This window comes from Maritimibacter sp., assembly GCF_016774595.1.
GTDB lineage: Bacteria > Pseudomonadota > Alphaproteobacteria > Rhodobacterales > Rhodobacteraceae > Maritimibacter > Maritimibacter alkaliphilus.
This window is the reverse complement of the sequence record NZ_JACBWT010000003.1, coordinates 314,213-326,394: the sequence shown is the minus strand read 5'-3', so window position 1 is coordinate 326,394 and position 12,182 is coordinate 314,213. Positions and strand designations below refer to the sequence as shown.

Below are 12,182 nucleotides of genomic sequence, written 5' to 3'. Positions count from 1 at the left end.
TCCCCGTCGCGCAATCAAAATCGGAACGCCGTTCGAGCTTGTGCTGCAAGACGGGACGCCGACTGGGATGACCGTCGAGGCGTTCGAGGTGCCTGGCAAATCCGCCTGGTATCTGGAAAAGACGAGCCACGGGCATCAGCGGGACGTTCCGGGCGATACGCTGGGGCTGGAGATCACCGGGCCGGACCGGCGGAAGGTGTTCGTCATCACCGCTTGCGCCGGGTTGGACCAGTCGTTGGCGGACCGTTTGCGCGGGGCCGAAGTCGTGTTCTTCGACGACACCCTCTGGCGCGACGACGAACTGCTGGTCACCGGGCTTGGTCAGAAAACGGGTCAGCGCATGGGCCATATGTCGATGTCGGGTCCTGACGGGGTAGTTGAGGCGTTTCGCGATCTTGGCGTCAAGCGCCGGTTCTTTATCCACGTCAACAACTCGAACCCTGCCAACCTGCCGGATTCGCCCGAACGCAGCAGCGTCGAAGAGGCGGGCTGGATCGTTGCCAGACAGGGCCAGAAGGTCACACTATGAGCCTCGATTTCAGAGAGTTTCCACAGATCCCCGACATGCCGCTCGAGAGCGCGGAGGCGATGGAAGAGCGGCTCAGGTTGATCGGGGAAACCCGCTACCACAACCTGCACCCGTTTCACGACATGCTGCACGGCGGTCGGCTGACCAAGGGTCACGTGCAAGCATGGGCCATCAACCGATATTACTACCAAAGCTCGATCCCGCTGAAGGATGCGATCATCGTGTCGCGATTCACCGATCGTCTTACCCGCGTTGAGTGGCGGCACCGCATCGAAGACCATGATGGCGCGCCGGAGAGCGAGGGCGGTATCGAACGCTGGTTGCAGCTAACGGACGGGCTGGGCATTTCGCGCGACTACGTGGAATCGACGCAAGGTATCTTGCCCGCGACGCGGTTCGCGGTGGATGCCTATGTCCATTTCGTGCGGGACCGGAGCCCGCTGGAAGCCATTGCGTCGTCGCTGACGGAACTTTTCGCGCCGCAGCTTCACGAACAGCGGATATCCGGGATGCTTGAGCACTATGATTTTATCCGTCCCGAGATCATGACCTATTTCAAGCGCCGGCTGTCGCAGGCGCCGCGTGACGCGGCCTTTGCGCTCGACTTCGTGAAGCAGAATGCCAAAACACCGGAGGAGCGGGCGCTGGTCTGCGATGCCCTGTTGTTCAAGACGCAGGTTCTGTGGGTGCAATTGGACGCGCTTTACCATGCCTATGTGTCGGGCTTCCCGCCGCCCGGCGTGTTCAGGCCGCAGGTCGAGGCATGACGATGACGGTGATGTCCGAGCGCAAGCCCTTGGTCGTTCGTCCGGATACGGTGGTGGCGCTGCCCCGGCATGTGCAGTTGAAGTTCGACAAGCTGCGCGAGATGTGGCTGCTGCTGGCGCCCGAGCGCATCCTGACCCCGACGACATCGCCGTGCGCGTCCTGCAACTGTGCGACGGGACACGCAGCGTGCATCAGGTCTGCGAGGCGCTTGCCGAGATCTATGCCGCCCCAATCGACCGGATCGAGGCGGACGTGATCGTCATGGTGCAGGATCTTGCCACGCAGGGTTATCTCCAATCCTTTGAAACAGGGGCATGATGGATACCAGCTTTCACGAACCAGACAGCAAACTGGCGCCCGGCGTCGGCACGACCCATGGGCTGCCCGTCGCGGTGTTGCTGGAAGTCACGCATCGTTGCCCGCTGCAATGCCCCTATTGCTCCAATCCCCTGAACCTCGAGCGTCCGGCGGCCGAGCTTGCGACCGAAGACTGGGTCCGAGTTCTGCACGAGCTGGCGGAACTGGGCGTTTTGCAGGTGCATTTCTCGGGCGGCGAACCGATGGTGCGTCGCGACATCGTCGAACTGGTCGCGGCGGCCACCGACGCGGGCTTTACTCGAACCTCATCACTTCCGGCGTGAACCTGTCGCGCGAACGGCTTGCCGCGCTGGCCGAGGCGGGGCTGAGCCATGTCCAGATCAGTTTTCAGGGCAGCGAGAGCGAAACCGCCGATAGGGTAGGGGGTATCGGAACGGTCACGCCAAGAAGCTGGAGGCGGCGCGTCTGACGCGCGAGGCGGGCTTTCCGTTGACGGTGAACGCCGTGATGCATCGTCAGAACCTGCATCAACTGCCCGAGATGATCGACATGGCCGTCGAACTGGGCGCGCAACGGATCGAGGTCGCCAACGTGCAGTATTACGGTTGGGCGCTGCGCAACCGTGCTGCGCTGATGCCAACCATGGAGCAGATCGAGACCTGCAACCGCATCGTGGCCGAGGCCGAAGAGCGTCTGCGCGGCATCCTGATGATCGACTACGTGGTGCCCGACTATTACGCGGTCCGGCCCAAGACCTGCATGGGGGCTGGGGGCGTCAGTTCTTCAACATTTCGCCCGCCGGAAAAGTGCTGCCCTGTCATGCCGCCGAAACGATCACCGGGCTGGACTTCGACAGTGTGCGGGATCACTCGCTGGCGTGGATCTGGGATCACTCGCCCGCGCTCAACCGGTATCGTGGCACCGACTGGATGGCCGAACCCTGCAAAAGCTGCGAGCATCGCGAAGAGGACTTCGGCGGGTGCCGGTGTCAGGCGTTCGCGCTTGCCGGCGATGCCGGGGCGACCGACCCGGCCTGTTCCTTCTCGCCGCTCCATGACGAGATCTTCCGCGTTGCCGAAACCGAGGCCGCGGCGGACGATATGTCGTTCGCGTATCGGAATTACCTGACCCCCGTGCCCGGCGAATAGCGTCGGGCATGAAGGAGCTGACCCGAGAAAACCTCTCTGTCGGTGACGGGCACGAGATCCACGTTCGCAGCTATGGCAATCCGGGCGGAATCCCGACGCTGTTTCTGCACGGCGGGCCGGGGTCGGGGGTGCAGGAAAGCCAGCTCGGCATCTTCGACCCGAGCCGTTTTCACGTCATCGCCTTCGATCAGCGCGGGGCGGGACTGAGCCGGTTCGACGACAGGTTCCACGCCAATACGACGCCGCATCTTGTGGCGGACATCGAAAGCATCCGAAAGAGGTTCGGGATCGAACGCTGGATGGTGGTCGGTGGGTCGTGGGGCGCGACGCTGGCGCTTGCCTATGCGACGGCGCACGCGGACCGGGTCGGCGCGATGGTGCTTCGGGCCGTGTTCCTCGGCACGCGTCACGAGCTTGAGCGGGCGTTCCTGTCCAGCCTCCCGCGGTTCTATCCGCAGCTTTATGCCGGCTTTATCGGTCTGTTGCCCGAGGATGATCGCTCGCGCGTTCTGGATGCCTATTGGGATCGCATCCTCGACGCGGACCCGGCGGTTCACCGGCCGTTTTCGATCGCGTGGCACGACACCGAACGGGTTCTGTCGGTCCTGTCGCCGGACGTGCCCTGCCTGTCGGAAGACCTGTCGGCGCGGGGCGACAGGCCGTTGCCGCGCACCCCGTTCATGGAGGCGCATTATTTCCGCAACGACTGTTTCCTCGACGCGCCGCTCATCGAACAGGTTCACAGGCTGAACGGGCTGCCCGGTATCCTGATTCAGGGCCGTTACGATCTTTTGTGCCCGCCCGAAACTTCGTATGCCCTTGCCTCCAGATGGACGGGTTCGAGCGTTCGGGTCGTGTCGCCCGCAGGGCATTCGATGGAGGACCAGAGCATTCGATCCGCGCTTACCGCTGCCATCACCGAGATGGCTAGATTGATGAACGGGCGTCTGTAAGGGGGCGGGCGGTCCCGGTTCAACCCGTCGGCTGGACCGCCACGTTGTCGATGAGGCGCACCCCGTCGAGCCATGCGGCGAGGAGGAGGCGACCGGGCCCGGTGGCCGCGGACATGGGGGTGAGGTCGGGGTCGCTGCACAGGTCGAGGTAATCGATATCCGTGAACCCAGCCGCAACAAGGCGGCTGCGCGCCTCGTCCAGAACGTCCGTGGTCGGCGCGCCCCGTGTCAGGGCTGCGGCGGCGGATTGGAGGATGTCGTGCAGAACAGGGGCGCTCTCGCGCGCATCCGGTCCCAGCCGCAGGTTGCGTGAGGACATGGCAAGCCCGTCCTCCTCGCGAACGGTGGGGCAGCCCACGATCCGGGTCTTGAGGTCGAGATCGGCCGCGAGCCGTCGCACGACCTGCAACTGCTGGAAATCCTTTTCACCGAAGAACGCCAGATCCGCATCGGTCTGAAGCAGGAGCTTGGTGACGACCGTTGCGACCCCGTCGAAATGGCCGGGGCGGGTGGCGCCGCAGAGCCCCTCGGTCACGCCCGATACGGAAATCGTGGTGGCGAAGCCATCGGGGTAGATCTGGTCGGGGTCCGGGACATACAGAACGTCCACGTCGAAGGGCGCGAGTTTTTCCGCATCGCTGTCTTCGGTGCGCGGATATTTGGCGAGGTCTTCGGGATTGTTGAACTGCCGGGGGTTCACGAACAGCGTCACGATCACGCGGTCGGTCCGCGACTTCGCGGCCTCGACGAGGCTGAGGTGACCGGCGTGGAGCGCGCCCATGGTCGGAACCACGCCGATGGTTTCTCCGGCCCGGCGCCACGTGCGGGTCAGGTCGCGCAGGTCGGATTTCTGTCGGACGATCTTCATGATTGCCCTCCCTCGTCGGTGAAGACGTGTTCGGGTGCCGGGAAGCTGCGGTCCCGCACGTCGCCCGCGTAGGCCCGGATGGCCTGCGCGGCGTCGGTCGCGAGATCGGCGTAGCGTTTGACGAACTTCGGTTTGAAGGCGTCGAACAGCCCCAGCATATCGTCGATGACGAGGATCTGACCGTCGCAGCCGGGCGACGCGCCGATCCCGATGGTCGGGATGGCGAGGTCGGCGGTGATCTCGTCCGCCAGTCGGGCAGGGACCTTTTCCAGCACGACCGAAAAGGCGCCCGCATCGGCCACGGCACGGGCATCGGCCAGAATGCGTTCGGCATCGGCGCCGCGCCCCTGCACGCGGTAGCCGCCGATCGCGTTCACGGCCTGCGGTGTCAGCCCGATATGGGCCATGACCGGGATGCCGCGCGCGACGAGAAAGGCGATGGTGTCGGCCATGTGCCGCCCGCCTTCGAGCTTCACGGCCCCCGCGCCGGTTTCGGCCATCAGCCGCGCGGCATTGCGAAACGCCTGGTCGGGGCCTTCCTCGTAGCTGCCGAAGGGCATGTCGATGACGACGAGAGACCGCTCGGCGCCACGCACCACCGCTTGCCCGTGCAGGATCATCATGTCGAGCGTCACGGGCAGGGTCGAGGGCAGGCCATGCAGCACCATGCCCACGCTGTCGCCCACGAGCAGAACGTCGCATTCCGCATCCGCGAGCCGCGCGACGGGCGTGGTATAGGCGGTCAGGCAGACCAGCGGTGTCTGGCCCTTGCTCCCCCGGATGTCGGCGGCGGTGAGGGACTTCTGCGGGCTGGGTTGACTCATGGATCGGCCTCAAGTTTACGTAACGGCAACTTCGTAGGGGCATTGCCGTGGGATGGCAAGGTCGACGCGGCGGCACAGGGAAAGGGGTCCGGTTCGGATGAAGACCTTCGTAACGGCGAAACTGCACGGCATCCGCGTGACCGAGGCCGATCTGGACTACCACGGTTCGATCACGCTCGACCCCGACCATTGCGAGGCGGCGGGTATCCTGCCGATGGAGTTCGTGGACATCTGGAACAAGCAAAGCGGCGCGCGGATCTCGACCTATGTGATCTATGGGACGCGCGGCGCGCGGCAGTGCATCCTGAACGGGGCGGCGGCGCGGACCTGTCAGGTCGGCGATCAGCTTATCATCTGCGCGAACGAGATGAGGCCGGCGGCGGATGTGACGGACCTGCGCCCCACGGTGCTGACCTTCACGCCCGAGAACGACATCGACGAGGTGCTGACCTATGTGGCCGAGCGCGACGCAGATGGCCGGATCACCTTCGAGATCCGGAAGGCGGGGGAACCACAGGCCATCCCTTACAAGGCCGGGGTTGCATGACGCCCGCGTGGTTTCGGGTTGGCTTGCGGCCTGCAACTTGGCAGGGGTGCCAAGGGCAGGGGGCTGCGCGCGCTGCCCGTCCTAGATGTTTTCCGGTGTGACGATCTCGAACGGGATGGTCCGTTGCAGGGTCGGGCCGGGCGTGTCGCGGGTCGTGACGTCGATCATGGTCTGGATCAGCGTCTGGGAGGTCTCGGTCATCGGGTGACACAGGGCAGCGGTAATCAGGCCTTCGGTCAGTCCCTTGCGGGTTTCCGGGCCGATGTCACGGCAGACCAGCTTGATCTGTCGGCGGCGTTCTTCGGGGGCTTCCCGCAAGGCGCGCAGCACCCCGGAAATGCCGCCGCCCACGATGAGGATGCCGCGAAGGTCGTCGTGTTTGGCGAGCAGATCGCGCACCATGTTGTAGGCACGTGCGCTGTCTTCGTGCGTGGGTTCGCTTTCGTTGACGACCAGATCCGGGGCGTGTTCGCGGATGTATGAGCGGAAGGCGGCATCCGCGACGTCCTGACATTGATAGCGGTGATTGCCGATGAACACGGCCACGCGCCCCTGGCCTTGGGTCATCTGCGAGATGAAGAACGCGGCGGTTCGGCCCAGCTTCCAGTTGTCGGTGCCGACGAAGCCCGCGCGTTCGGGGGCCGACTGGTCCGTGATGTATGTGACCACACTGGTCCCATCGTCGCGAAGTTCGCGAATCGCCTGACCGAGCAGCGGGTGGTCCGCCGCGATCAGCGCCACCGCATCGCATTCCTTGCCAAGCGCGCGCAGGCGGCCCTCGATATTCGCGGGTTCCAGACGGTCGACGAAATCCACAAGGCAGTCGACACGCACATCCCGGCGGGTCGCGGCGGCCTCGCGGATCTTTTCACCGAACAGGCGGTAAAGGTCGCGGGTGGATTGTTGCAGCAGGAAACCGAAGCGGAAATGCGGAAGCGCGTTTTCCTTTCGCGCGCTCAGAACGCCGGTGCCGTAAAAGCCGATGCTTTCGGCCACCTGCTGCACATGTTCGATCGTCGCCGCACGCACGTTGTCCGCCCCTGCGAGGATCCTGTTGACGGTCGAAATGCTGACCCCGGCTTCCTGTGCAAGCTCTGCGATCGTTACGCGCTGTTTCACCGTTTGGCCCGCCATTGGTTCATTCTGATATGATATGAAATGATACTTTCGTTTCAAAAAGTAGCAAGAAGGATTTCACGAATCCGATTCATCCGTTACCAAACGGCCATCCGGGGCCCCAGAGGAGGGGAGTGACCGGGTAGGAAATGGGAGGACATCCATATGAAAATGAATTCGCGCATCGCGCGTGGCCTGCTGGCCTCTGCCGCAATCGCCCTGACCGCTGGCTCCGCCATGGCTGCCGACATCTTCGTCATCGGCGGCAAGCCGGACGATCCGTTCTGGTCGCGCGTCAAGAAGGGCGCCGAAGATGCAGGCGCGGTCGCTGAAATGCAGGGCGGGTCGGTGACCTGGCTTGGTCCCCAGAACTACGACAACCTCGGCCCGGACGCCGCGGAACTGATCCGTCAGGCGATCGACCAGGGCGCGGACGCCATCGTCGGCCCCGACTGGGTGCCGGAAGCGATGGACCCGGCCTTCGAAGCCGTCGTCGCGGCGGGCATCCCGCTGGTGATCTACAACGCCGGTGGTCTTGAAGCCGCCGACAAGCTGGGCGCGATGAACTATGTCGGCGCGGTCGACTACAAGTCGGGCTATGCCGGTGGCGAATACCTTGCGAACGCCGGGCACACCAACGGCGCCTGCGTGAACACCCTTCCGGGTGCGGCGAACATCGAAGCCTTCTGCAACGGCTTCAACGATGGCCTGAAGGAAAACGGCGGCACCGGTTCGACGCTGCAACTGCCCGCGACCGCTTTCGGTGACGCGACCGCAGTTGCCCAGGCCGTGCGCGCGCATCTTCTGAAGAACCCCGATATCGACGCGATGTTCGCCATCGGTGACGGCGACACCAACGCGACCGTTTCGGGCATCCAGCAGGCAGGCAAGACCGGTCAGGTCCACGTCTGCGGCATGAACTTCAACGACACGATCCTTGCCAACATTCAGGCTGGCACGCAGGCTTGCGCCATCGACCAGCAGGGCTATCAGCAGGGCTTCTTCGCCGTGTCGATCCTGAACAACTTCGTCAACTACGGCGTGACGATCCCGACCCGCGAGATCCTGACCGGACCGGGCGTGATCGACGCGAACAACGTCGAGCAGGTGATCGAAGGCGTGAAGGCCGGCGCTCGCTGATCGGAAACGAAGGGCACCGCGCCACGCGGTGCCCGATAATCCGAGGGTGGCCGCAGGCCGCACGCGCAAGCGGCCCCCTTCAAGATGGCCGGCATCCGTTCTGACGGAGATGAGACCGACCACCAAACCGCAACAGGAAGCGCACAGATGTCGATGCAATCGGAAGCCGGCGCGAAACGCTTTTCGCTCGGCAGTCTCATCCGGCGACCAGAGACGGGGTCTTTCCTCGGCTTCGTAATCGTCTACCTCTTCTTCGCGTTCCTCGGTGGGGCTGTCTTCGTCGGCGCGCCCGGCTGGTCGAGCTGGCTGAACATTGCCGCCGAAGTCGGCATCATCGCCCTGCCGATCGGTCTGTTGATGATCGCGGGCGAGTTCGATCTTTCGGTCGGTGCCGTGGTGCCCGCCGCGTCCGTGACGACCGCGCTTTTGTGCGGCACGTTCGAGCTTCCGGCCCTCGTCGGTATCCTTGGCGGGCTGGGTCTTGGCCTTGTGGTCGGGCTGGTGAACGGGCTGCTCGTCACCCGCACGGCCATTCCGTCCCTAATCGTGACCATCGGCATGATGTTCGCGGTTATGGGGCTGACCCTCGGTTTCGCGGTGCTGATTACCGGATCGACCAGCCTCAGCTACGTGCCGGACCCGGCGACCAAGGCCCTGCTCGGCACCTTCATCGGCGGCATGTTCAACGTGTCGATCTTCTGGTGGCTCGGCTTCGTGGCGGTCTACTTCTTCTTTCTCCACGTCTCGCCCATCGGCAACTGGGTCTTCGCGCTTGGCGGCGATGCCGAGAGCGCGCGTAACGCGGGCGTTCCCACGGCCAAGCTCAAGATCGCGCTGTTCATGCTGTCGGCGTTCGGCGCGGCCTTCGTCGGGATCGCCCAGCTGATGACGTATCAGAGCGCGCAGGTCGCGGGCGGGCAGCCCTTTATCTTCAACTCGATCATGTGCGTGGTCATCGGGGGCGTGCTCCTGACCGGCGGGGCCGGGTCGATCATCGGGATCGTGCTTGGAACGATGACCTTCGCGGTGGTCAACCAAGGCATCTTCTTCGCCTCGCTCGACCCCAATGTCGGCTCGATCATCATCGGCGCGCTGCTGTTGGCGGCGGTTCTGTCCAACGACACGTTCCGCACCCTCGCAACGACCTACGCAAGCAAGAAGAAGTGAGGGCATAGACATGTTCGCAGGAATGCTTCGCAGGCCCTCGGCGGCATCCATCCTCAGCCTGATCGGCGTGCTGCTGGTCTATGTGATCCTCGGCGGCGTCGATCTGGGCAAGCTGCTGGGTGCGGCAAGCTGGGTCAACTACGCCGCGCGCATCGGGATCGTCGCGCTTTTCGCGGGGCTCCTGATGATCTCGGGCGAGATCGACATTTCGATCGGCGCGATGATCCCGGCCGGGGCCATGACGACCGCGATCATCACCGGATACTACGGCCTGCCGATGATCGTCGGCGTGTTCGGCGCCCTGGCCATCGGGATCGTCGTGGGCCTGTTCAACGGCTTCGTCGTGACGCGGACCACGGTGCCATCGCTGATCGTCACGCTCGGCACGCTGGTCGCGATGCAAGGGATCGTGCTGGCCGGATCGAAACTGCTGACCGGCGGCGCCTCGGTGCCGCTGGAGGCGCCGGCCTGGGCCAAGACGATCTTCGGCGACCTGATGTTCGGAGGCAGCCATCAGGTTGTGATCCTGTGGTGGATCGCGCTGGCCGTCATCGTCTGGTTCGTCATGCACATGACGAAATACGGAAACTGGATCTTCGCCATCGGCGGCGACAAGGTCAGCGCCCGCAACGCCGGTATCCCGGTCGACCGGATCACCATCCTGCTGTTCGTGGGCACCTCGACCGCCGCCTCGTTCGTGGGCATGTGCAACGCGATCCTGTTCAACTCGGCTCAGGTGTCCGGCGGCATGAACGACATCTTCAACATCATCGTAAGCGTCGTGGTCGGAGGCGTGCTTCTGACCGGGGGCTTCGGCTCCATCCCCGGCGTGTTCATCGGCACGATCACCTTCGCCATCGTGAACAAGGGGATCGATTTCACCAGCATCGACCGCAATTGGTCGAACCTCATCATCGGCATCATGCTCCTGATCGCGGTCGGAATGAACGAGACCTTCCGCACCAAGGCGATGACCGCCGTCAAGAAGAAGAAAGGCTGACGCAATGTCTGACGCAAAAGTGGTTCTCGAACTGAAAAACGTCGACAAGAGCTTCGGGCCGATCGACGTGCTTCACGAAATCTCGCTGAAGGTCCGCGAAGGCGAAGTGCTTTGCCTCTTGGGCGACAACGGCGCGGGAAAGTCGACGCTGATCAAGACGCTGGCGGGCGTTCACGCCCCGACGCGCGGCGAGATCCTTGTCGATGGCAAGCCGGTCAGCTTCTCGGGTCCGCGTGACGCGCAGGACCGGGGCATCGCCACCGTTCACCAGTTCGGCGGGACCTATCCGCTGATGTCGGTGGGGCGCAATTTCTTCATGGGTGTGGAGCCGACAAAGGGCTGGGGGCCGTTCAAGGTGTTCGACCGCGCGACCGCCAACCGGATCGCGGTGGAAGAGGTGCAGAAGATGGGCATCACCCGCATCGACGACGGCGACCGTCTGGTCGGCGGGCTGTCGGGCGGTGAGCGCCAGTCGCTTGCCATTGCCCGCGCGGTCTATTTCGGCGCGCGCGTCCTGATCCTCGACGAGCCGACCGCGGCGCTTGGCGTGAAGCAGGCCGCCCACGTTCTGCGGATCGTGAACGAGGCCAAGAAACGCGGGCTCGCCGTGATCTTCATCACGCATCAGGTCATGCACGCCATGACGGTGGGCGACCATTTCGCGGTGCTGATCCGTGGCGCCATCGCCGCCGATTTCCGCAAGGGCGAGAAAAGCCGCGAAGAGATCACCGACCTTATGGCCGGTGGCGAGACGATGGCCGATCTCGAGGCCTCGATCGAAGGCTACATGGAGTCCCATGACGGCCACGCGCCGCAGGTTCAGCCCACCTGACAAGCACACCTCCCTGCCCGCGCTGGTTTCGGCCGGTGCGGGCGCCCGACACCACAGACCGGAGGACCGGATATGAAAATCGCCCTCGACCCGTTTATGCACCGCCACCTCTCGCTCGAAGAGATGCCGTCGAAGGTCAAAGAGCTTGGCTACGACTGGATCGAGCTGTCGCCGCGCGGCGATTTCCTTGAGTGGTTCAAGGCCCCGCGCGTCTTTCCGGATCGCATCAAGAGCTTCAAGAAGGCGCTGAAGGATGCCGACGTGGGCATCGCCACGCTGCTGCCCATGTATCGCTGGGCCTCGAACGACGAGGATGAGCGTCGCGCGGCCGTGAAGCATTGGAAGCGCGCCATCGAGATCGCTGTCGAGATGGAAGTGGACACGATGAATTCCGAGTTCGGGCGTGGCCCGCACCCGGACAAGGGCACCTGTTACTGCTGTCACACCGGGTCGATGATCGAAGCCTGCGAGGACGCGTGGTGGCGGTCGATGGACGAGCTGGTCCCGATCTTCGAGCGTGAGGGCATCAACCTGCACATCGAGCCGCACCCCGAGGATTGGGTCGAGACGCTTCAGCCGTCGGTCGACCTGATCCGCACCGTGAACAGCGACCGGGTGAAGTTCCTCTACTGCACGCCGCACACCTTCTATTTCGGTGACGATACCGTCGCGATGCTGCGCGAATGTGCGGATGTGCTGGCCCATGTCCACATCGCGGACACGTTCAACCACAAGGCCAGCTCCGGCCTGCGCTACATCATCAACCCGCCGGGCTCGACCGCGCGCGTGCACCAGCACCTGAACATCGGGCAGGGCGAAGTGCCGTGGGACGATTTCTACCGCACGCTGGCCGAGATCGGGTTCGACGGGATCATGACCGCCTGCGTCTTCGCCTGGGAAGAAAAGGCCGACGAGAGCGGCACGTTCATGCGCGCCGAAATGCAGCGCTACATCGACAAATACTTCGGCTGA

13 protein-coding genes and 1 pseudogene are annotated in these 12,182 nt (G+C 64.1%); 11 read left to right on the top strand and 3 right to left on the bottom strand.

Features of this window, described 5'->3' with window-relative positions:
- From HOY44_RS21620 to HOY44_RS21600, 5 genes and pseudogenes are all read left to right on the top strand, one after another.
- On the top strand, positions 1-529 hold a 529-nt coding region (locus tag HOY44_RS21620; RefSeq protein WP_287437782.1), incomplete at its 5' end, for an MBL fold metallo-hydrolase.
- The gene (gene pqqC / locus HOY44_RS21615; RefSeq protein ID WP_235889228.1) at positions 526-1,296 is read left to right on the top strand and encodes a pyrroloquinoline-quinone synthase PqqC; all 771 of its coding nucleotides are present in this window, start codon (positions 526-528) and stop codon (positions 1,294-1,296) included. The genes HOY44_RS21620 and pqqC, both read left to right, overlap by 4 nt.
- Before the next feature lie 103 nt (positions 1,297-1,399).
- Positions 1,400-1,615, top strand: a complete 216-nt coding sequence (locus HOY44_RS21610) for a PqqD family protein (RefSeq protein ID WP_287437780.1) — start codon at positions 1,400-1,402, stop codon at positions 1,613-1,615.
- Positions 1,612-2,763, top strand: a pseudogene (gene pqqE, locus HOY44_RS21605) (pyrroloquinoline quinone biosynthesis protein PqqE). Before HOY44_RS21610 ends, pqqE begins: the two are co-directional and overlap by 4 nt.
- Positions 2,764-2,771: 8 nt before the next feature.
- On the top strand, positions 2,772-3,716 hold the full coding sequence (locus tag HOY44_RS21600) for an alpha/beta fold hydrolase (protein ID WP_287437778.1): 945 nt from the start codon (positions 2,772-2,774) through the stop codon (positions 3,714-3,716).
- A 19-nt stretch (positions 3,717-3,735) separates the two neighbouring features.
- Here HOY44_RS21600 and panC read toward each other — a convergent pair whose 3' ends face one another.
- Entirely contained in the window at positions 3,736-4,584 is an 849-nt protein-coding gene (panC, locus tag HOY44_RS21595) for a pantoate--beta-alanine ligase (protein WP_287437776.1), read from the bottom strand.
- Positions 4,581-5,408 (bottom strand): 3-methyl-2-oxobutanoate hydroxymethyltransferase, encoded by an 828-nt coding sequence (gene panB, locus HOY44_RS21590; protein WP_287437773.1) that lies wholly within the window; start codon positions 5,406-5,408, stop codon positions 4,581-4,583. Before panB ends, panC begins: the two co-directional genes overlap by 4 nt.
- A 97-nt stretch (positions 5,409-5,505) precedes the next feature.
- Between panB and panD the strand changes: the two genes are divergently transcribed.
- The gene (gene panD / locus HOY44_RS21585) at positions 5,506-5,955 is read left to right on the top strand and encodes an aspartate 1-decarboxylase (RefSeq protein WP_138424438.1); all 450 of its coding nucleotides are present in this window, start codon (positions 5,506-5,508) and stop codon (positions 5,953-5,955) included.
- A gap of 81 nt (positions 5,956-6,036) precedes the next feature.
- Here the strand turns inward: panD and HOY44_RS21580 are convergent, their stop codons facing one another.
- The gene (locus HOY44_RS21580) at positions 6,037-7,089 is read right to left on the bottom strand and encodes a LacI family DNA-binding transcriptional regulator (RefSeq protein ID WP_287437769.1); all 1,053 of its coding nucleotides are present in this window, start codon (positions 7,087-7,089) and stop codon (positions 6,037-6,039) included.
- 147 nt (positions 7,090-7,236) lie between these two features.
- Between HOY44_RS21580 and HOY44_RS21575 the strand changes: the two genes are divergently transcribed.
- The 5 genes from HOY44_RS21575 to HOY44_RS21555 all read left to right on the top strand — a co-directional run bounded on the left by HOY44_RS21575 (position 7,237) and on the right by HOY44_RS21555 (position 12,182).
- The gene (locus HOY44_RS21575; protein ID WP_138424437.1) at positions 7,237-8,211 is read left to right on the top strand and encodes a substrate-binding domain-containing protein; all 975 of its coding nucleotides are present in this window, start codon (positions 7,237-7,239) and stop codon (positions 8,209-8,211) included.
- Positions 8,212-8,358: 147 nt separating this feature from the next.
- Complete coding sequence (locus HOY44_RS21570) at positions 8,359-9,378, top strand: ABC transporter permease (protein WP_287437765.1); 1,020 nt, start codon at positions 8,359-8,361, stop codon at positions 9,376-9,378.
- Positions 9,379-9,388: 10 nt separating this feature from the next.
- The gene (locus HOY44_RS21565) at positions 9,389-10,378 is read left to right on the top strand and encodes an ABC transporter permease (protein WP_138424435.1); all 990 of its coding nucleotides are present in this window, start codon (positions 9,389-9,391) and stop codon (positions 10,376-10,378) included.
- Between the two features lie 4 nt (positions 10,379-10,382).
- On the top strand, positions 10,383-11,210 hold the full coding sequence (locus tag HOY44_RS21560) for an ATP-binding cassette domain-containing protein (RefSeq protein ID WP_287437762.1): 828 nt from the start codon (positions 10,383-10,385) through the stop codon (positions 11,208-11,210).
- Between the two features lie 72 nt (positions 11,211-11,282).
- A complete protein-coding gene (locus tag HOY44_RS21555; RefSeq protein ID WP_287437761.1) occupies positions 11,283-12,182 on the top strand; it encodes a sugar phosphate isomerase/epimerase family protein in 900 nt (299 codons plus the stop codon).